Source organism: Pseudoalteromonas sp. B62 (genome assembly GCF_037162565.1).
Classification (GTDB): domain Bacteria; phylum Pseudomonadota; class Gammaproteobacteria; order Enterobacterales; family Alteromonadaceae; genus Pseudoalteromonas; species Pseudoalteromonas fuliginea.
This window is the reverse complement of the sequence record NZ_JARLVB010000002.1, coordinates 2,907,353-2,928,170: the sequence shown is the minus strand read 5'-3', so window position 1 is coordinate 2,928,170 and position 20,818 is coordinate 2,907,353. Positions and strand designations below refer to the sequence as shown.

13 protein-coding genes and 4 pseudogenes are annotated in these 20,818 nt (G+C 38.9%); 11 read left to right on the top strand and 6 right to left on the bottom strand.

Features of this window, described 5'->3' with window-relative positions; all coding sequences use genetic code 11:
- Window positions 1-20 precede the first annotated feature (20 nt).
- Window positions 21-1,309: pseudogene (msrA, locus tag P4S71_RS17630) on the bottom strand (peptide-methionine (S)-S-oxide reductase MsrA).
- A 249-nt stretch (window positions 1,310-1,558) separates the two neighbouring features.
- On the opposite strand from msrA, the gene pxpB reads away from it, so the two are divergent.
- From pxpB to P4S71_RS17590, 8 genes are all read left to right on the top strand, one after another.
- Complete coding sequence (pxpB, locus tag P4S71_RS17625) at window positions 1,559-2,224, top strand: 5-oxoprolinase subunit PxpB (RefSeq protein WP_096793051.1); 666 nt, start codon at window positions 1,559-1,561, stop codon at window positions 2,222-2,224.
- On the top strand, window positions 2,217-3,143 hold the full coding sequence (locus P4S71_RS17620; RefSeq protein WP_096793050.1) for a biotin-dependent carboxyltransferase family protein: 927 nt from the start codon (window positions 2,217-2,219) through the stop codon (window positions 3,141-3,143). The genes pxpB and P4S71_RS17620 overlap by 8 nt, the downstream gene beginning before the upstream one ends.
- A gap of 28 nt (window positions 3,144-3,171) precedes the next feature.
- Complete coding sequence (locus tag P4S71_RS17615; RefSeq protein ID WP_008139239.1) at window positions 3,172-3,882, top strand: DUF969 domain-containing protein; 711 nt, start codon at window positions 3,172-3,174, stop codon at window positions 3,880-3,882.
- The gene (locus P4S71_RS17610) at window positions 3,879-4,904 is read left to right on the top strand and encodes a DUF979 domain-containing protein (protein WP_337151155.1); all 1,026 of its coding nucleotides are present in this window, start codon (window positions 3,879-3,881) and stop codon (window positions 4,902-4,904) included. Before P4S71_RS17615 ends, P4S71_RS17610 begins: the two co-directional genes overlap by 4 nt.
- Entirely contained in the window at window positions 4,897-5,565 is a 669-nt protein-coding gene (gene pcp / locus P4S71_RS17605) for a pyroglutamyl-peptidase I (RefSeq protein WP_096793048.1), read from the top strand. The genes P4S71_RS17610 and pcp overlap by 8 nt, the downstream gene beginning before the upstream one ends.
- Window positions 5,566-5,718: 153 nt before the next feature.
- Window positions 5,719-7,392 (top strand): asparagine synthase B, encoded by a 1,674-nt coding sequence (gene asnB, locus P4S71_RS17600; RefSeq protein WP_337151154.1) that lies wholly within the window; start codon window positions 5,719-5,721, stop codon window positions 7,390-7,392.
- Window positions 7,376-8,239 (top strand): PhzF family phenazine biosynthesis protein, encoded by an 864-nt coding sequence (locus tag P4S71_RS17595; protein ID WP_337151153.1) that lies wholly within the window; start codon window positions 7,376-7,378, stop codon window positions 8,237-8,239. Before asnB ends, P4S71_RS17595 begins: the two co-directional genes overlap by 17 nt.
- Before the next feature lie 217 nt (window positions 8,240-8,456).
- Complete coding sequence (locus P4S71_RS17590) at window positions 8,457-9,635, top strand: IS4 family transposase (RefSeq protein ID WP_050484169.1); 1,179 nt, start codon at window positions 8,457-8,459, stop codon at window positions 9,633-9,635.
- A 173-nt stretch (window positions 9,636-9,808) separates the two neighbouring features.
- Here P4S71_RS17590 and egtD read toward each other — a convergent pair whose 3' ends face one another.
- Window positions 9,809-10,783, bottom strand: coding sequence for an L-histidine N(alpha)-methyltransferase (egtD, locus tag P4S71_RS17585; protein ID WP_337151152.1), 975 nt, complete (start codon window positions 10,781-10,783; stop codon window positions 9,809-9,811).
- A pseudogene (egtB, locus tag P4S71_RS17580) lies at window positions 10,780-12,049 on the bottom strand (ergothioneine biosynthesis protein EgtB). The gene egtD and the pseudogene egtB overlap by 4 nt, the downstream one beginning before the upstream one ends.
- Before the next feature lie 894 nt (window positions 12,050-12,943).
- On the opposite strand from egtB, the gene P4S71_RS17575 reads away from it, so the two are divergent.
- Window positions 12,944-14,524, top strand: a complete 1,581-nt coding sequence (locus tag P4S71_RS17575; protein ID WP_007376589.1) for a BCCT family transporter — start codon at window positions 12,944-12,946, stop codon at window positions 14,522-14,524.
- Between the two features lie 75 nt (window positions 14,525-14,599).
- Here the strand turns inward: P4S71_RS17575 and P4S71_RS17570 are convergent, their stop codons facing one another.
- The 3 genes and pseudogenes from P4S71_RS17570 to trhO form a co-directional block, all read right to left on the bottom strand.
- Window positions 14,600-15,310: a 3'-5' exonuclease gene (locus P4S71_RS17570; RefSeq protein WP_337151151.1), complete on the bottom strand. Its 711-nt coding sequence runs from the start codon at window positions 15,308-15,310 to the stop codon at window positions 14,600-14,602.
- Between the two features lie 3 nt (window positions 15,311-15,313).
- Window positions 15,314-17,207: pseudogene (locus tag P4S71_RS17565) on the bottom strand (DUF294 nucleotidyltransferase-like domain-containing protein).
- A gap of 148 nt (window positions 17,208-17,355) precedes the next feature.
- A pseudogene (trhO, locus tag P4S71_RS17560) lies at window positions 17,356-18,362 on the bottom strand (oxygen-dependent tRNA uridine(34) hydroxylase TrhO).
- Window positions 18,363-18,570: 208 nt separating this feature from the next.
- Between trhO and P4S71_RS17555 the strand changes: the two are divergent.
- A complete protein-coding gene (locus P4S71_RS17555) occupies window positions 18,571-19,950 on the top strand; it encodes a DEAD/DEAH box helicase (RefSeq protein WP_337151150.1) in 1,380 nt (459 codons plus the stop codon).
- Window positions 19,901-20,731: a CvfB family protein gene (locus tag P4S71_RS17550; RefSeq protein ID WP_337151149.1), complete on the top strand. Its 831-nt coding sequence runs from the start codon at window positions 19,901-19,903 to the stop codon at window positions 20,729-20,731. The genes P4S71_RS17555 and P4S71_RS17550 overlap by 50 nt, the downstream gene beginning before the upstream one ends.
- Window positions 20,732-20,818 lie beyond the last annotated feature (87 nt).

Genomic DNA, 20,818 nt, shown 5'->3' with positions numbered 1-20,818 from the left:
CAGGCTTTTTATTTAGCTATTTAGCTTTTATCTCTTGGTACAAAATCAAGAACGGTTGCATTAATACAGTAGCGATCACGCCCTCTTGGGCCTTCACCTGGAAATAAATGCCCTAAGTGTATACCTGTACTTTTAGAGCGAAGCTCAATACGTGTCATGCCCCAGCTGCTATCGTCATGCTGTGTTACGTTGTTTTTTACTGGATGAGTAAATGACAACCAACCAGTACCTGAGTTAAACCTATCGCTTGTATCAAATAGAGGCTCTCCACTTAATTTATCAACAAAAGTACCATCAGGTGTATTTTTAAACTCTTTGTATTCTTTGCAATAGGGCCTATCTGTTCGTGCATCGAATGCAACTTTATAAGCATCACTGTTACCTAATTTGAATGCGCCTAATGCTTTATAAAACTCTTCAGGTGTTGCATAGCCTTGGCGGCCATATACCTCAACGCCATTTTCTAAAAACAAAATGGTCGGTGTTGCCCATGTGGCTGACTTAATAGTTAAATCATCAAGCTGGTCAGCATGGCGAAACGACATTGGTATTGTGCCTTTGTAATCATTTGCGACTGTTTTTTTAAATTTTTCACAGTATGGGCAGTATTCACGTGAATCTAAGACTACGATTTGCTTGCCTGCTATTAAAGCAGTGTTATCTACTTTTTCTACGGGTGTTTTATTAAAAACAACACCGGTAGAATGATCTGGGCAATAGCCATTGGGATTTTTTCTAAATAATTTTGATGATACTCTTCTGCCGATACAAAACCTGTAAGTGGTTTAATAACCGTTTCGATTTTGCCGTAGCTCGCATCAGTTAAAAGCTGCTGATATTGCGATTTAACTTGCTCAGCAACTTTAGCTTGTGCATCGGTAGTCGTTAATACGATTGAACGATATTGCGTACCGATGTCGTTCCCTTGGCGATTTTTTTGCGTAGGATCGTGACTTTCAAAATAGTTTTTTAATAGATCTTCTGCTGAAATTATATTGCTGTTATACATAACTTGTACAACTTCAGCATAATTGTTCTCGTCAAAACGACGAGACTGATCAGTAATGTTTCTGTACGTTGCTTTAAAGCCCTTGCCGTCAGCGTAACCCGACTCAGCATCTATAACGCCATTAAGCGCTTCGTAGCGTTTTTCAGCTCCCCAAAAACAACCAGACCCCAGTACAATGGTTTCTACATGCATGGTGGCTTCTACATTACTGTGTTCTACCTTTTCCATAGATAAAGCAAAGCTGCCTGCGCTAAATATAATAGCAGCGCCTGATAAATATAATAAATGCTGGTGTTTCATAAAGTACCTCATAAACAAGTGCGTGCTAATTAAGACCTCCTTACCTTAATTTTCATTTCAACCTAATTACTTATTTAGTACGAAGCGTATTAAGTTTTGGTCCTCAATAAGTTAAATACGATTAATTGAATATAAAAACACTCTTAAACCAAGCTGAGCAAATAAACATAACTACTTAGTCGCAATGGTATAAATAAATTAATAAAACTGTGTTACGTTTAAATTATGTTGTACAAATAGGTTTATTTAATGAAGCCAACTCCTCATATTTATGCATTAACAAACAGTAGTTTATTGTTTGATGCATCGAATTTAAACGCTAAAGATAGACTCTCTATTCAAAAGAAAATTTGGGCTTTAACTAGCCACTGTAAAAGCACTGATGAATTTAGCGATTTGGTGCCAGCCATGAACTCGCTCACTCTTTATTTAAAATCAGATAAACACTTAAAAAAGTGGTTACAAGTGCTACCTTCGCTGTGGAATGACATTAAAACGAGTACATTTAAGGGGCAGCATCACTTAATCGAAACGACCTACAAGGGTGAGGATATTAATTACGTGGCTCGTTATCATAATTTAAGTGCCGATGAAGTTATTAATATTCATAGTAAAACCAAGTACCACGTTTTATTTCTAGGCTTTCAGCCCGGCTTTGCTTACCTACATGGCTTAAATGAGCAATTACATACACCAAGACGTGATGAGCCACGCATTAAAGTTCCTAAAGGTTCTGTTGCGATAGGTGCTGCACAAACCGGAATTTACCCCGCAGATACCCCTGGTGGTTGGCACATAATAGGTCATACAGACACTGCTTTGTTTGATTCGACCTCTGAGCAACCTTGTTTAATTCAACCAGGCGATACGCTTGAATTTGTTCCGCTCGTTAATAAAGGAGCAAATCATGATTAAAGTACTTAAAAGTGGTGTATTGCTTACAATTCAAGATTTTGGCCGTGAAGGCTACCGCCATTTAGGTGTAAGCAAAGCGGGTAGCTTGGACCCTATTGCACAAATAATTGCTAATAGATTACTTAACAATAACGACAATGATGCCGTTTTAGAAATAACCGTTGGTTTGTGCGAGCTTGAATTTACCTGCGACACAGTAATTGCACTGCATGGTGCCGATTTGCAAGCAACCCTCGATGGACATGCAATTTATCCTGGCTGGACATATGCAGTAAAAAACAAACAAGTACTGAGCTTTGCTACTGGTAGAGCCGGCTTAAGAGCTTATTTAGCAGTGAAAGGCGGTATACAAAATACTGAGGTTATGGGCTCTAAATCTACAGATTTAAACGCGTGTTTTGCTGGTATTGAAGGTAGAGCTCTCACCACTGGTGATGAAATACCTATTACTCCTTATTATGGAGAGTTTATAAAAGTAGGCGCAATGGCCCCCGCCCAGCGCAAGCTTATACGGCTGCACCAAAGTCCTCATGCTAATTTATTAGGCCAGCCTTTACTTAGCAACTTTGTATCTACCGCATTTAAAGTTAGTAGTAACAGCAACCGAATGGGCGTAAGGCTTGAGCATAAAAATAATTTGGCACATTCGCACTCTTTGCCATCATTAGGGGTGAGTCCTGGGAGTATTCAACTACCACCAAATGGAGAGCCTATTGTGTTACTAAATGATGGCCAAACCACAGGGGGCTATCCGCTTTTAGGCACTGTTATTGAAGCCGACTTACATCAATTTGCACAATTTAGACCTTTAGATACTGTTGAGTTTAAATATGTAACGTTTGAAGAAGCAGCAAAGGCGAAGCAGAAACTTGACGGACACCTGCATCAATTGAGCCTTGCACTTAAAAATAACCTATAAAAACATTCTAAAAATAAATAGGAAAACTATGTTCGATTTAAATTATTGGCCGCTTATTGGCATTCCTGTTGTAGTTATCGGTTTTGCACTGCGCTTTAACCCTTTACTAGTGGTTACCTTTGCAGGACTTGCGACCGGCTGGGCTGTCAATCTTGATTTTATCAGCTTGCTGCAAACGTTTGGCGAAAAGTTTATGAACTCGCGCCAATTAGCGAGCTTCATTTTAATTTTACCTGTTATTGCACTGCTTGAACGTTATGGATTACAACAACGTGCGCGCGATTGGATTTCACAAATTAAAACAGCCACCAGCGCGCGTATACTCGCTCTTTATTTTATTGTTAGAGAATGCTCGGCTGCACTTGGTTTACTGTCACTCGGTGGACAAGCACAAACGGTTCGCCCTTTGCTTGCTCCTATGGCATTAGGAGCTGCTACAAATAAATATGGCGAATTGCCTAAACCCGTAAAAGACATGATCAGCGCCCATGCGGCGGCAGTTGATAACATTGCAGTATTTTTTGGTGAAGACATATTTATAGCCTTTGGTGCTGTTTTACTTATGGATGCATTTTTAAAAGAAAACGGTATAACCGGTATTGAACCACTGCATATTGGTCTATGGGCAATCCCTACTGCAATATGCGCTTTAGTTATACATTTATTTAGACTAGCTCGACTCGAAAGTAAAATTGCAAAAGCGGTTCAAAAGTACAATGCACCGGAGCCAATACTATGAGTAAAGTAATTGACGCCGATGTATCGCATACAAGCACTGCACTCGTGACTATTGAAAACATATACCTGCTTATTGGCATCATGGTAATGTTTTTAGTAGTACGTACCCTGCAAGACAAAAATCATCCCAAAAGGCTTACAACCGCCCTATTTTGGTTTTTATTTGGCAGTAGCTTTTTATTTGGTGATTTTGCTATTGCAACTCTTGGTGCACAAATAACGTATTTAATGGTGGGCATTAGCGTATTACTCATTGCTTTATTAGCCGGCTTAAATTTAGTTTCTATGGGAAGTTACTCTATTCCCAGCGAGCAGGTTCAAAACCAAAGCGCTAAGACTCTAGGTAATAAGTTATTTATTCCCGCTTTAATGATCCCAATTGTTACCGTAGTCTTTACTGTACTATTTGATAATGTAGCTATAAACAATGTTTACTTACTTGATCAACGCCACTTAACACTTGCATCTTTAACCATTGCTTGTATTTTTGCATTACTTGTTGGCTGGAAAATAACCGGTGGTAGCCCTGTTCAAGCCGTAAGCGAATCACGCCGTTTAGTAGATTCTATTGGTTGGGCAGCCATTTTACCGCAAATGCTAGCCATGCTTGGTGGGGTATTTATTGTGGCGCAAACAGGCGACTCAATTAAAGAACTAGTTACTTTATTTATAGCCCCTGATAACCGTTTTATGCTGGTTGTTTTGTATTGTATAGGTATGGCATTTTTTACCATGATTATGGGTAACGCGTTTGCTGCATTTCCAGTGATGACTGCTGGTATTGCGATGCCATTTTTAATTGAAGGTCATGGCGCAAGCCCTGCACCTTTGGTTGCGCTAGGTATGTATAGCGGCTATTGCGGTACGTTAATGACGCCGATGGCAGCCAATTTTAATATTATTCCTGCCGCTCTTTTAGACTTAAAAGATAAGTACCATGTAATAAAGGTTCAAATTCCGACGGCAGTTACCTTACTCGCCGTTAATATTATTTTAATGTATAGCTTGGTGTTTAATGACTAAATCAACTTCTTCAATGGCGTGTGTATTAATAACCGGCTTTGCGCCTTTTGGTGGCGAAGCTATAAATCCTTCTTGGCAAGCAGTGCAAAAACTTGATGAAACTATCATCATGAAACACAAAATATGCACACTAGAACTTGCCTGTGAGTTTAATACGTCTATCAGTCAGCTTATAAGCGCCATTGAGTCGCACAATCCGGCGGTTGTTTTGTGTATAGGCCAAGCAGGTGGGCGCAGTGAAATATCAATAGAGCGAATAGCAATAAACGTTGATGATGCACGTATTAAAGACAATGCAGGTAATCAACCTGTCGATACACCAATAGAAAAAAATGGCCCTGATGCCTATTTCACAAACTTACCAATAAAGCGCATGTTACAAGCATTGCACAACAGTAATATACCAGCTGCCATTTCGAATACTGCAGGCACGTATGTGTGTAATCACGTTATGTATGGTCTTATGCATTACATAAATGATCACTGCGCTGTAATGAAAGGTGGCTTTGTGCATATTCCTTATTTACCAAGCCAAGCTGTGCACCACAATGGCGCACCAAGCATGAGTGAGGAAACCGTTATTAACGCTCTGAAAGTGATGGTTGCGCAAGCTTTGAACAATAATAGTGACGTAAAAATAGCAGCAGGCACCACACATTAACCACTTTGGTGCAGTTAAATATAACTTGGTGCATAAATTATTCTTAATTAATTGTAAAAGCTATGTGACTTGAGTAATTTTTTCTGATAAAACAAGGTTTCGCAGCACAGCAAATTGGCTTTGCTGCACACATAATAGGAATGAGGAGTTACTATGTGTTCAATTTTTGGGGTATTAGATATAAAATCTGATCCCACTCAATTGCGTACCCAAGCAATTGAAATGTCAAAGCTGCTTAGACACCGAGGTCCAGATTGGTCTGGTGTATACGCATCTGAAAAAGCTATTTTAGTGCATGAGCGTTTAGCTATTGTTGGTGTATCAAGCGGTGCACAGCCTTTATACAATCCTGAAAAAACAAATATTTTAGCGGTTAATGGCGAGATTTATAATCATAAAGAACTTGCAGCAGAGCTAGATGTTGATTTTACTTTTCAAACTCAATCAGACTGTGAAGTTATTTTAGCACTTTATAAACAAAAAGGGCCTGACTTTTTAGATGATCTAAATGGCATTTTTGCATTTTGTTTATATGATGAAGAAAATGACGCTTACTTAATTGGCCGTGACCATATTGGTATTATCCCGCTTTACACTGGTCACGACGAGCACGGTAACTTCTACGTTGCTTCTGAGCTAAAAGCTCTTTCTCCAATTTGCAAGCATATTGAAGAATTTCCACCAGGGCATTACCTGTACAGCAAAGACGGAAAAATGACGCCTTATTACAAGCGTGATTGGGAAACATTTGATGCAGTTAAAGATAACAGCGCACAAGCGCAAGACGTTAAAGATGCATTAGAAGCGGCCGTTAAACGCCAGCTAATGTGTGACGTGCCTTACGGTGTATTACTTTCTGGTGGTTTAGACTCATCGGTTATCTCTGCTATTACCCAGCGTTTTGCTGCAAAACGTATTGAAGATAACGATGAAAGCGATGCATGGTGGCCTAAACTTCATTCTTTTTCAGTAGGCCTTGAGGGTTCACCTGATTTAGCCGCTGCCCAAAAAGTAGCTGACATGATTGGTACTATTCACCACCCTATCATTTTTACCATTCAAGAAGGTATTGATGCTCTGCGTGAAGTGATTTACCACATAGAAACCTACGACGTAACAACAATTCGTGCCTCTACACCTATGTACCTAATGGCTCGCCAAATTAAAGCAATGGGCATTAAAATGGTGTTATCTGGCGAAGGTGCTGATGAGCTATTTGGTGGTTACTTATACTTCCATAAAGCCCCTAACGCACAAGAGTTTCATGAAGAGCTAAACCGTAAAGTATCAAAACTGCATATGTTTGACTGTTTACGTGCTAATAAATCAATGGCAGCATGGGGCGTAGAAGCACGTGTACCGTTTCTTGATAAAGAATTTGTTGATGTTGCTATGCGTATCAACCCTGAAGCTAAAATGTGTAAAGATGGCAAAATTGAAAAACACATTTTACGTGAAGGCTTTGAAGGTTACTTACCTGATGAAGTGCTATGGCGCCAAAAAGAGCAATTTTCAGACGGTGTTGGTTACAGCTGGATTGATACGTTAAAAGAGTTTGTAAACGAGCAAGTAAGCGATCAAGAGCTTGCAAATGCTAAATTTAAATACCCTATTAATACGCCAGATTCAAAAGAAGCTTACTACTACCGTACTATTTTTGAATCGCATTTCCCTGGTGATGCATCAGCTAAATGTGTACCACATGGTAAATCGGTAGCGTGTTCTACTCCTGAAGCACTTGCATGGGACGCATCGTTCCAAAACAATGCAGATCCATCAGGTCGTGCTGCGGGCGTTCATAACGACGCGTATGCAAGCAAAGGTTAACACTCTTTGTTTAACGAAGCGTAAGCCCAAATGGCTTGCGCTTCGCTTTATAAAACTCACTTCCACCGAATCTGTTTTTTATAGCCCTGCAAATAACTTAAAAGGCTCTAGTGCTTTAATTGTTATTTATAAAAATGGGTTAACATCAAAAACAATGCAATATATTGCATCACAATCAAACCACCCTGCTACCGTATTTTTAAATCAAAATGAGATAACTAAACGCCATTGTAATATTCGCTGGTTTAACCAAACAAGTGAAATTAAACGCTGTGGACATGGTACTTTAGCGGCCGCTAATTTTTTAATAAAGCATTTTGGTTATTGCCCAGAAGTACTTACATCAATGAGTCATGAGCGTTTTACTATAAGAGTAAAAAAACAACGCGCCCAGTTATTACTAAAAAGCATAGAGCCTAAAAAAAGCGAATTAGCTGCAGGTGAGTTAAAAAGTGTGTTTTCATCAGCAATAAAAGCAGCCTACAGTACCGGCGATAAAAACGGTTATACGGTTGTATTATTTAATGAAGAATTTAGTAAAGACGTTGAAAAAGACGATTTAAAAAGCTTACACGTTGATTTTAAAGCTTTGAGTAAACTCCACAAAAATGCAGTAATTGCCCTTAGTATAAAAAATAAAGACAAGAAAAATGCCATAGCGCATTTTAGATACTTTGCACCCCAGTTTGGAGTAAATGAGGACAGTGCAACGGGCTCAGCAATAACTGTTATTGCCCCTCTGCTATTTAGACTACATGGTTTAAATAAAGTTAAGCTTATACAGCAATCAAATAATGGCGCATTGCTAAATTATGAGTTTAACAATGCTAAAGTTGTCATTTACTAGGGCGTGTTGACCTTTGCGAATTGAAATTTGTTCAATCTAGGGGCGATTAAATCGCGGCGCGAGGTTTGTAACCTAGTGGGCTAAGTAAAAATCGAGCAACAAAGAGTTTATCGCCCCTAGGCAGAACCCGAAGGGCTGACGAATCCCCAAAACGTGACAGGCACAGCAATTTATGATCTTATGTAAATCACCACAACCCACATAAGTCACAACTGCTATGCCTGACACATCAGTTTGCCATAAGTACTTTAAACATGCATTAGCGCCATTCAATAATGCCAGAGTAAAAACATTACTAAGCTGCAGTAATGCATTAATTTCGGGTAATAAACTTACCTTAACTGAAATCGGCAGAAATTTGTCTGGCGCTGTGGATGTAAAACATAAAATAAAACGCGTTGATCGCTTCTTAAAAAATACTCACCTCTACAATGAAAGGGTCGCTATCTATAAAGCATTAGCTCATCCTATTATCGACTCTTTACCAATGCTTGCAATTGCCGTTGACTGGAGCGGTGCCTGTGGTCACGACTATCACTTACTGCGAGCAAGCTTACTTGTGGATGGGCGCTCTATCGTGATTTATAACATGATTGTTGAGCAGAAGAATTTTGATAGCCCAGCAACCAACAGCCTGTTTTTAGATGAACTTTATGAAGTGCTTGGACGACATCCTAGTGTCTATATTGTAACAGACGGCGGCTTTCTTACGCCTTGGTATAGTAAAGTACGCGAACTTGGTTGGCATATGATAGGTCGATTAAGAGGCTCAATGAAGTGTAAACTAGCCATGCAATCACAATGGCATACATTAAAACAACTTAGGGCTGGTGCCAGCGATATACCAAAGGCGTTAGGTCAAGCAAGACTAACTCAGTCCAGCCCGACAGCATGCGATGCATTTTTACACGTATATCATGGAAAAAATAAAGGAAGAAAAGGAAAAAGCAGATTTACGAAAGATACAAAAATGTATCAAAACTTAGCGAAAGAGCCATGGTTACTCGCGACATCAGACAATACAATGACGAGTAAGCGAGTAGTTGGTTTATATAGTAAAAGAATGCAAATAGAGCAAAATTTCCGCGATGACAAAAGTTTGAGATATGGTTTTTCGTGGCGTTTTAGTAAAAGCACCGGCATAAATAGAATAGGAATATTATGCTTGATAGCCACAATAGCGAGCACTGCGTTATGGTTTATAGGGTGTGAAGCAGAAAAAAGAAAGTGGCATATAAAATTTCAAGCAAATAGTGTTAAGAATCGCCGAGTTCTTTCATTTTTAACCTTAGCCAAGCAAGTCATAAAGCTATGTAAGAGACGTATTACACAAAGCTATATAGAAAAAAGTTTAAAAAACTTTATTTCTAATTATCAAAAAGAGGCCGCTGGATAAAGTGGGGATCCCTCAGCCCGAAGGGCAGCACATGTTTGGCATTTATGCTGCATTATCGCCTATTTATGTGGAATAACCACACTTCATAGGCTCTGCTTTGCCTAAAAACCAAACATATTGCTGCAAATTCAACTATCAAAGATCAACACGCCCTAAACATATTAAGTAAACGTTTATAGCGGTCTTAACAAGCACAATGCAAAATAGTTACTATCGTCTTGCCATGTTTGCTCTAACTTTAAATTAGCTTGCGCTGCTAGCTGCTTAAACGACTCGAGCGTGTACTTGTGAGAGTTTTCTGTATGGATACTTTCACCTTCTATAAAGTCTATTTGCTGATCATTTATAATCACGCTTTGAGTGCAATTACTTACTAAATGCATTTCAATACGGCTATGTTGCTCGTTAAAGCGTGACTCGTGGCTAAAGTTATCTATATTAAATATGCCGTTTAGCTCGTTATTAATACGTTGTAGTAAATTTTTATTAAATGCGGCGGTAACTCCCGCTTTATCGTTATATGCATCAAGTAACACTTGGCGCTCTTTAACTAAATCAACCCCAATTAATACATAACCGTTTACACCGCATAAGCGATGGAAATTATTCATAATCTCGATGGCTTTAACTGGAGAAAAATTGCCAAGAGTCGAGCCCGGAAAGTACACCAAATTGGTTTGACTATCTAAAGCGGTGTCTTTGGTTAGCTGTTTAACCATTTGATTATGTGTAAAGTCTCCTAGTAATGGCGAAATTGCCAAATCTGGAAATAATGGCGACAAATGTGCAAGTGAATAACTGAGCATCTCCTCAGAAATTTCAAATGGTACGAAGGTTTTTACGTTTGCCATGTGCGCTAATAAATACGCGACCTTTTTACCCGAACCACACCCAGGCTCAATAATAGAGAGGTTTTCAGGTAGCATTTGAGCAATTGACTGCGAGTATTGCTCTAAAATAGACAACTCCGTACGTGTAACATAATACTCTTGTAAGGATGTTATTTGCTCGAATAATGCAGCACCTTTATCATCGTAAAAATACTTACACGGAAGCGTTTTTTGTTGTTGAGTTAATCCGCTTATCACGTCGTTTAAAAATTCAGTGTCGGTTATGTTACTTTGTTTAATCGCTGTTACTTGGCTCATACTATATCCTTAGCTAGTCTTATCCCGCTGCACATCCACGCTTGATGTGGGTAATAAAAATTTCGGTATGTTTGTCGTAAATGGTTTTGAGGGTAAACACACACCCACCACGTAACACCATTTGGTTATTCATAAATTTACCATTGTATTCCCCTGCTACTCCTTCAATAGGCTTAAAACCGGGGTATGGCAAATATGCACTGTTTGTCCATTGCCAACATGAATCCGTTAACTGGTTTATTTCAGTATCATCTTTTGCTTGTTGTGGTGTTAGGTAGTTATTATTAGTGTCTGTTGAAGGTGTATTTGTAGCTGCATATTCCCACTCGAACTCTGTAGGCAAGCGAGCCTTTACAAAATTAGCGTAGGCGCTGGCCTCAAAATAACTAACATGGCTGATGGGAGCACTTAAATTTAAAGGCTGCAATCCATAGTGTGTAAACTCAAACCATTCGTTATTTATGTAATGCCAATATAATGGATGCGTTAAACGAGTGTTTTGAATATGCGCCCAACCGTCGCTTAACCAATATTGTGGATTGCTATATCCACCGGCATTTATAAAGTCTAAATATTCACCATTAGTGACCAATCTATTAGCAAAACTGAATGGATGAATTAGTACTTGGTGTTTGGGGCACTCGTTATCATATGCAAATTCATCGTCGGCATTTGTGCCAATATTAATAATGGCTTGTTCAAAATTGATAAAATTAAGGGGTTTAATATCAGCTGATTTTTTTGGCTATTTAAAAGCGATGTTTTATATTGAGGAAATATTGGATTTACTGAAAAGTTATATTTGATGTCCATAAGCATTAGTTCTTGATGCTGTTGCTCGTGGTGTAACCCAAGTTCAATAATATCTTTAATGTGCGGGTTAACGTCAGTCTTAAGTAATTCAATCACACGGCTATCTACATGTTCTCTGTAAGCTAGCACTTCATCTAAACCTGGCCTAGATAAGCTTCCTCTGTTTGCCCGTTTAAATTGCTCTCCAATCCCATTGTAGTAAGAATTAAAAAGCATTTTATAGTGAGGGTTAAACACTGCGTACTGTTTACAATGAACACTAAGTAAAAACGTTTCAAAAAACCACGTGGTATGCGCTAAATGCCATTTAGTAGGACTGGCATCAGCCATAGCTTGTAATTGGCAATCTTCTACAGTGAGTGGTTCGATAATGGCTAGGCTTTCGTCTCTAACGCTACAAAAGCGTTTAACAAGTTCGTTTTGATTGGTATCGTTTGTAACGCTTTCACGCATAATAGTATTAATCCTTTGCCTATCTATTTATAAAATATAGCTTAGGGCATGCTGAGCTTTTTGGATTGAAATTTGTTCAATCTAGGGGCGATTAAATCGCGGCACGAGGTTTGTAACCTAGTGGGCTAAGTAAAAACCGAGTAACAAAGAGTTAATCGTCCCTAGAAAGAACCCAAAGGGCAGTGTATGTTTGGTATTTATGCAGCGTTATCGCCTATTTATGGGGAATGACCACACTGCATAGGTTCTGCCTTGCCTAAAAACCAAACATACTACTGTAAATTCAATCGCCAAAATTCAACATGCCCTAATCTTGTGTTAAATCATATTCATATTACAACTTGATTAAAGATGCTTATCGGCTTATTAATTTATAATAGCTTTGAAGAGAAATTTGCTCTTTGCTAGCCGGCTTTTGATTATTTTTACGAGCATGCAAGCATGAAAAATAACGCATAAGCTGTTACCGAACCGCTAAGCTATAAAACTAGGAGCGATTAAATTGCGCCTAGATTTAATAAATTTCAATCCTAAAAGACTAACAAGCCCTAATATTTAAGCATTAATTAAGCTACTTAAAAACGATCTTTTTTTACTTAACCAAGTAAATTAATACTTTTAATAGCAAACTAAATTTTAACGTTCACTGAATTTTTAAATTTAAGGCTTTTAAATGAAAGAATCATGAATTTGGCCATATAAACAGCGTTTTAAATACAAATTCATTTACATTTAATATTTAACTCATACACTGCTAGCTGTATGATCACGCTTCAAATTAGTTAGTCTTCAAATAATTACGGTATTACTTTTTACTTAATATTTAAAGACTAATGTAATTCGATATGACGCCGAATTTATTTTGGCTTGTTAGGACAACTAAAGAGGTATTGCATGAAGGAAAATCATGACAAATATAGTATTGACAACACGGATTACACCGTAGGTCAGGACAACGTACAAAAGTGGGGGTTTGATATTCACAACCCTGTTTTTGGAACTAGTGCGGGCCTGATTGTCATCTTTTTAATCGCCATACTTGTTACCGACCCACAAACTGCAAAAACAGCGCTTGATAGTATCAAGACCGATATTATTAATAATTTTGATGCCCTATTTATGTGGGCTGCTAACTTCTTTGTACTCTTTTGTTTGGCACTTATTGTTTCTCCTTACGGTAATATTCGCCTTGGTGGTGATGACGCTAAACCTTCTCACTCTCGCGTTTCATGGCTTGCTATGTTATTTGCTGCTGGTATGGGTATCGGCCTTATGTTTTGGGGCGTTGCTGAACCAGTTGCTTACTTTACTGGTTGGTACGAAACACCGCTTAATGTAGCCGCTAATACACCAGAAGCTGCAAAATTAGCAATGGGCGCAACAATGTTTCATTGGGGTCTTCACCCTTGGGCTATTTACGCTGTTGTTGGTTTATCTCTTGCATTTTTTACCTATAACAAAGGTTTACCGCTTTCAATTCGTTCTATTTTTTACCCTATATTAGGTGATAGAGCTTGGGGTTGGCCTGGTCATATCATTGATATCTTAGCTGTACTTGCTACGTTATTTGGCCTTGCAACATCTTTAGGTTTAGGTGCGCAACAAGCTTCTGCAGGTATTAACCATGTATTTGGTACAGAAGGTGGCATTGGCTCTCAAATTCTAGTTATTGCGGGTGTAACACTTTTAGCCATTGTCTCTGTGGTTCGTGGTATTGACGGTGGTGTGAAACTGCTAAGTAATGTAAATATGCTAATTGCGTTTTCATTATTATTGTTTGTTTGTTTAGTAGGCTTTGCTGTAGCAATGGGTAATGTACCAACTACCGTGATGGGCTATGTAGAAAATATTATTCCATTGAGTAATCCTCACGGTCGTGAAGACGAAACATGGATGCATGGTTGGACTGTGTTTTACTGGGCTTGGTGGATTTCCTGGTCACCGTTTGTAGGTATGTTTATCGCGCGTGTATCACGGGGTCGTACAATTCGTGAATTCTTAATTGCGGTTTTACTTATCCCTACTCTAGTTACTGTTTTATGGATGTCTATTTACGGCGGTATTGCGATTGATCAAGTAGTTAATGGTGTTGGTGCGTTAGGCACTAATGGTTTAACTGAAGTACCTTTAGCTATGTTCCAAATGCTTGATGAATTACCTTTATCTAATATTTTATCGTTTATTGCAATTTTATTAGTGTTGGTATTTTTCATTACGTCATCTGACTCTGGTTCATTAGTAATTGATTCAATTACCGCTGGCGGTAAAATTGATGCACCGGTACCACAACGTATATTTTGGGCATCGGTTGAGGGCGCAATTGCAGCAGCTTTACTTTGGATTGGCGGCACACAAGCAATTGAAGCACTACAAGCAGGCGCTGTCTCTACAGGCTTGCCATTTACTATTGTACTATTATTTATGTGTTTAAGCTTAGTTTTAGGTTTACGAACTGAGCCTCGCCCAGTTAAGTAATACTTTTAGCTAGTAATACTTTTAACTGTAACGAAAGCGCCGCAATTTTTGCGGCGTTTTTTTTGTCATTAAAAGCTAGAGCCACAGCTCTGAAATGGGCGTGTCTACACGATAATGATAACTTAGCTGCGCTTGTAAAAGTTCTGCAGTAGCAAGTGCATCCGTTAACGCATTATGATTTTGATATGCAGGTAGAGAATAACGCGCACGGCAATCTGTTAGTCTAAGAGAACCTAATTTTGTGTTAAACAGCCGCCCTAATAACCCTTGCCTTGCTTTTAGTGCTCTTTTTTCTATTTCCATTGTATCTACCAGTGCAAACTCAATCCCTTCTTTAAGTCTTAGTAATAAAGCATTGTTTAAAAAGTGGCGCTCTATTGCAGCGTAATGCACCACGACAACTTTACCACTGAGCGCTTCAAGTAAAGGCTCTATAATTTGATTAAAGTCAGGGGCCTCATTTACCTCAGAGTGCGTTATTCCATGTATTAAAATAGACTCTTCATGAAGATTACGCCTAGGCTGCACAACCCAATGCCGACTGTGCTTACAATAAATGCGCTCTAAATTGAACGGCACTAAACCAACACTCACTATATCGTCATTTTGGCTATTTAAGCCTGTTGTTTCAAAATCCATTGCTACAAAAGGTACGTCTTTTATTGCAGCTTTGTCTTGATTATAAGCACCCGCATAAAAGTGTTTTAAGAGTTTATTTTTGGTGCTATTTGCAAGCTCGTTATACCTAGCTTGCCAATTAATTGCTTTATGATTACGCGGATTCATAGGCTACTTCATACCAGAGTTTGCTGTGTAGCTAAATTTTAAATAGCTTTGTGCTTTTTCTAAAATAGCGAATGCCTCTTTTAAGTTTCGTTGCTCGAACGGAGAAAGTAAATGTGGGTCTAAGTCGTTATCGGGCTCTTCGCCCTTCTCTATTTGCCACGCTTGATGGCGAATTCGCATCATGGCAATGTACTCAAGTGCATCACGTAAATCTTGCGCTTTGCCCTGTGGTAAAAGTTTTGCGTCAATAATATCTTCTAATCGCTCAAACGAGTTTTGTTTGCGTGAACCAATGGCTAATGCGTGCACGCGAATAACATCAGAAAGAGGTGCAGTCCCTCTTCGCTTTAAGTTCATTGAACGCTTATGTTGGCCATTATGCTCCATAACAAAGCCTTTAAAGAAGCCAAGTGGAGGTGTTCTATTTCTAGCATTTGCTGCCATATTAGCTAAAAACACGCGATTTACTTTACTTTGTTTTGCTATAAATATTTTAAGCTCGTCGGCCCACTTAGTTTTACCCCACACACCGTCTAAATCAAAAAATATAGCGCTATTAAGCAGCGCTTGTGGTTTTGGCTGCGCTATCCAATCTGCAAATTGATCGAACCACTGTGAGCGAGTTTTACGCCATTTTTTAAACGACGCCATAATTTCTCCATCACAGTAGGTGTAACCACACTGCGCTAAGCCATCACACACAAAATCGGCAATATTTTGAAAATACGCGTTATGTTTTTCGTCGTCGTAACTGTCATCTAAAATAAGCGCGTTGTCTTGATCGGTTACAATAAGTTGCTCGTCTCGAGCCATTGAGCCCAGAGCAATAAAACAGTAAGGCACAGGAGGTGGCCCAAACTTTTCTTCTGCTAATACAAGTAGTCTTTGTTTAAATGTACGCCCTATAACAGCCATGGCTGTACCAACCATGTGTGAGTTTGCATCTTCATTCACCATACGAACAAACACATTGGGCAATTGGCGCGCATAATGCGCCAAATCCTCTATTGTTTGTTGAGCCAGTATGCCACGCACTAACAGTAAGCTGCTTTGGGATTCATAACGCAAAATATCAGAGAGAGATAACTCCAATTGGGCGTCTTTTCTGTACGACTGGCAAATGATGTAAGTTATCTCTAAGCATGGCCAATACAGCTTCAAAAATATAGTCATTAGCATCTAAAAGCACTAAGTTAGTGGACATAATCTCTTTTGCTTGCGTGTTAAAATCAAGCCCTTTAGCCACTACTTTAGTGCGTAAATCCCTATCAGTTATTATACCAACTACTTGTCCGTCATCTTCTTCTGGGTCATCATTTATGGGTTTATTTACATCGGTTACCAACACAGACGATACCGCCTCTTCGGTCATTAATTTGGCGATATCTTGTATCGTAGAGGTTGCATCTACGGTGACTACATCTCTGTGAATTAATGATTTTACCTTCGCGGTTGTCAGGTCATTGCCATCGGCTTGCTCGACAATAGCTTGATGCAAACGCACGTTACCGTCTGTTTCGAAGTAATCAGCAAACGCATCAAACTCATCACAGTAACGATTAAATAGCTCGACATTTATGCAATATACTAACGTATCTTCCAGAGCAATTGCAGGAAAACGTACCTTACGGTTCATCAATAAACCCATTTGACCAAATATACCTGCGGTAGCCAAACGATTGTACAGTTCGCCATTTCGGCGATACATTTCTACAGAACCACTTCTAATTACATACAAATCAGAAATGTCTTGTCCAAAACTCAAAATATCTGTTTGAGCTCTGAAATAAGCCACTTCTACTTGTTGAGCTAGCTCATTAAGCGCTTTTTGAGGTAAGTCATCAAAAGGAGGATGTTGTGCTAAAAATTGTGCGATTTCAACTTGTTCGGCTTGCATAAATCCCTTCCTGTATGCGCATTAAAATGACTAAATCTATTTTGCAGACTAACACTATCATCGGGGTGTGAAAACAATTACTGCACAACTTTGGGCACAAAAAAAGAGCCTAAATAGACTCTTTAAATGTACTACTTATTGTAAAAAATTATTTACCGCGCTGAGCGTCTTTTTGGGCTTTTTTAGCTTCTTTACGTTGCTGTAAAACAGCTTGTGCCTCATTGCCAATATGGCCCTCACCGCGCGCTTGCGCTAGTTCTATTTGCTTTTGGCGCTCTGCAAAACGTGCGCGTTGTTCGTCCGTTACTTCTTCAATACAGTGATGACAAGAAACGCCTTCCATGTATTCAGGCTTTAACTTTTCGTCTTCTGTAATTGGCATACGACACGCGTGGCATTGATCATAAGAGCCTTTTTGTAAGTCGTGATCAACCGCAACACGATTATCAAATACAAAACACTCGCCTTCCCACATGGTTTCTTCTTTTGGCACTTCTTCTAGGTATTTTAAAATACCGCCTTCAAGGTGATAAACTTCATCAAAACCTTGCTCTTTCATGTAGGCTGTCGATTTTTCACAGCGGATACCGCCGGTACAAAACATCGCCACTTTTTTGTGTTTTTCAGGGTCTAAGTTTTCTTTAGCCCACTGTGGAAATTCGCGAAAGGTTTTAGTATTTGGATCAACCGCATTTTGAAATGTACCAATTTCAATTTCGTAATCATTACGTGTATCAATTAAAATTACTTCAGGGTCAGATATAAGTGCGTTCCACTCATTTGGCTTTACATAGCTACCCACAACTTTAAGCGGATCTACGCCTTCAACGCCCATCGTTACAATTTCTTTTTTAGTTTTACTTTAGTGCGGTAAAACGGACATTCATCGTCGTAAGATTCTTTTGTAACGATGTTTTTTAAATTTGGTTGCTCATCTAACCATGCTAATAAGTTGTCTATCCCTTCACGTTTTGCAGAAACAGTGCCGTTTATACCTTCGGCAGCGAGCAATAAAGTACCGCGTACTTCATTTGCTTCCATCACTTCTAGTAATGGCTTACGGATAGCTTCAAATTCAGGTAAACCTACAAACTTATACAGCGCACATACTACAAAGTGATCGCCCGTTACATTATCTTTATGAACAACAGTCATTATATTTCCTATTTTGCCTTGTTAGCCAATATTGGCGTTTACCGAATCGTAAATCCGGCGCATATGGGGCGCGTATTTTACGCTTTTTTAGTTTAATTGCAAAAAATAGCGCTATAGATTGGTTTTTACTGTTAGCGACCTAGCTGTGTAAGCTATAATGCGCTGATAAATTTATAGAGTTAATTTGCTCATTTTGGAGAAACACACATTGCAGTTTACTGATCTTGGGATTGATACACGCCTTGAAACACAACTAGCACATCAAGGGATCACCCAGCCCACCGATATTCAAGCGCATGCAGTGCCTACCGCACTTGCAGGGCATGACATTTTCGCTCAGTCTAAAACTGGGTCGGGCAAAACCTTGGCGTTTTTATTACCTGCTGTACAAAGGGTTATGAAACAAAAAGCACTCAGCAAACGCGATCCTCGTGTACTTATTGTTGCTCCTACGCGTGAGCTTGCTACGCAAGTATTTACTCAGCTGCGTTTATTAATTGCTGGCACAGCTATTAAGGCAGTTAAAATACTTGGCGGCGAAAACTTTAATGACCAAATAAAAGCACTTAGAAACGACCCACAATTCGTAGTTGCTACACCTGGGCGTTTAGCTGATCACATTACAAAACGCTCATTACAATTGAGCGGACTAGAACTGCTTATTTTTGATGAAGCCGATCGTATTTTAGATTTAGGTTTTACTGAGCAGTTAAAAATGATTAACGAGCAAGCTAATCACCGTTTACGTCAAACGTTATTGTTTTCTGCAACACTTGACCATGCACAAGTAGATGCTCTATCACGCAACCTATTAAAAAAACCAAAGCAAATTACGCTAAGTGCAGCAAATGAGCAACATAGCGATATTAAACAAACGTTATACCTTGCCGATCACCTTGATCATAAAGAAGCGCTATTAGAGCACTTTTTAAACCAAGATGATGTTGGCCAATGTATTATCTTCACAGCAACGCGTTCTGACACGAGCCGTTTGAGTGAAGCGCTTAATGCTAAAGGCTTCAAATCTGTAGCGCTTGCTGGTGATTTAACGCAAAGTAAACGTTTAGATATCATGGATTCGTTTAGTCGCGAAAACTTTAAAATATTGATCACCACCGACGTTGCATCTCGTGGTTTAGATTTACTAAGCGTAACGCATGTTATTAACTTTGATTTACCAAAACACGCTGAAGAATATGTACACCGCATAGGTCGCACAGGACGAGCAGGCTTTAAAGGTAACGCAATCTCATTAGTTGGCCCAAAAGATTGGGCAAGTTATTTAGCTATTAAAGCATTTTTAAATGACGAATTAAAATTTGCGAGCGTAGAGAGCTTAAAAGCTAAGTTTAAAGGTTTAAAAGAGAAAAAACCTGAGGTAGCGTGGGACAAATCTAAAGAAAAAGCCGCCGCTGTTAAAAAGCCTGCATTTAAGCGCAAAGCTAAACCTAAAAAGCCTACAGCACCAATTAAAGCACCGATGAACATTGATGGCGATACACCAATGCGCCGTAAAAAAAGCCTGAGCAGGAATAATTATGAGTTACCTAGGAACCACACAAACATTATTTGTAAAAGAAGTGAGTAACGAAGGTGCTTACTTAGACGGCCATGATTTAGGTGAAGTATTTTTACCAAAACAAGAAATTAAACATGAGCTTGAAGCGGGCGATAGCATTAGTGTATTTATCTTTTTAGACAACGCTAACTTAGCAACGGCTACCACTAAAAAGCCACACGCACAAGTAGGTGAATATGCCCTGCTTCGCGTTAAAGAAATTAATAGTATTGGTGCATTTTTAGATTGGGGTCTTGAGAAAGATGTACTAACCCCGTTTAACGAACAAAAACCACGCATGCAGGAAGGTCACTCATATTTAGTTCGTCTGTACCTTGATAATGCAAGCCAACGTATTTGTGCATCAAACAACTTTAATCGCTTCCTATCTAAAGATGAGCCACAATATACTCACTTACAAGAAGTGGATTTAATTGTTGCTGGCAAAACAGATATTGGCTACAAGGTATTAGTTGAAGAATCGCATTTCGGTGTTGTTTTTTACAATATGGTATTTAAAAGCTTATTTGTGGGTCAAAAGCTTAAAGGATATATTCAAAAAGTACGTGACGACGGAAAAATTGATGTTGTACTAGAAAAGCCAGGTATGGGAAAAGTAAGTGACCTTGGTGAAACTATTATGCAAAAACTTAAAAACGAAGGCGGTGTTATTCCACTTGGTGATAAGTCTGATCCTGAAGCAATAAAAAAGATGTTTTCTACCAGTAAGGCTAATTATAAAAAAGCAATTGGTGGCTTATTTAAACAAGAGTTAATAGATATTGAAGCAAAATCAATCCGTTTGAAGTAACAAAAATGCGTTTAGTATACTTACTAAACGCTTTAATTTTTAGATTAGTTGATTTGAAAATAAGGTTTTTATCGTTTATTAAACCTA

Bases quoted from the DNA above. Each gene is read 5' to 3' on its own strand.
- P4S71_RS17620 (WP_096793050.1), top strand. From the start codon at position 2,217: ATGATTAAAGTACTTAAAAGTGGTGTATTGCTTACAATTCAAGATTTT.
- pcp (WP_096793048.1), top strand. From the start codon at position 4,897: ATGACTAAATCAACTTCTTCAATGGCGTGTGTATTAATAACCGGCTTT.
- P4S71_RS17570 (WP_337151151.1), bottom strand. From the start codon at position 15,310: ATGAATCCGCGTAATCATAAAGCAATTAATTGGCAAGCTAGGTATAAC.
- P4S71_RS17595 (WP_337151153.1), top strand. From the start codon at position 7,376: ATGCAAGCAAAGGTTAACACTCTTTGTTTAACGAAGCGTAAGCCCAAA.
- egtD (WP_337151152.1), bottom strand. From the start codon at position 10,783: ATGAGCCAAGTAACAGCGATTAAACAAAGTAACATAACCGACACTGAA.
- P4S71_RS17590 (WP_050484169.1), top strand. From the start codon at position 8,457: ATGCCTGACACATCAGTTTGCCATAAGTACTTTAAACATGCATTAGCG.
- pxpB (WP_096793051.1), top strand. From the start codon at position 1,559: ATGAAGCCAACTCCTCATATTTATGCATTAACAAACAGTAGTTTATTG.
- asnB (WP_337151154.1), top strand. From the start codon at position 5,719: ATGTGTTCAATTTTTGGGGTATTAGATATAAAATCTGATCCCACTCAA.
- P4S71_RS17575 (WP_007376589.1), top strand. From the start codon at position 12,944: ATGAAGGAAAATCATGACAAATATAGTATTGACAACACGGATTACACC.
- P4S71_RS17550 (WP_337151149.1), top strand. From the start codon at position 19,901: ATGAGTTACCTAGGAACCACACAAACATTATTTGTAAAAGAAGTGAGT.
- P4S71_RS17610 (WP_337151155.1), top strand. From the start codon at position 3,879: ATGAGTAAAGTAATTGACGCCGATGTATCGCATACAAGCACTGCACTC.
- P4S71_RS17615 (WP_008139239.1), top strand. From the start codon at position 3,172: ATGTTCGATTTAAATTATTGGCCGCTTATTGGCATTCCTGTTGTAGTT.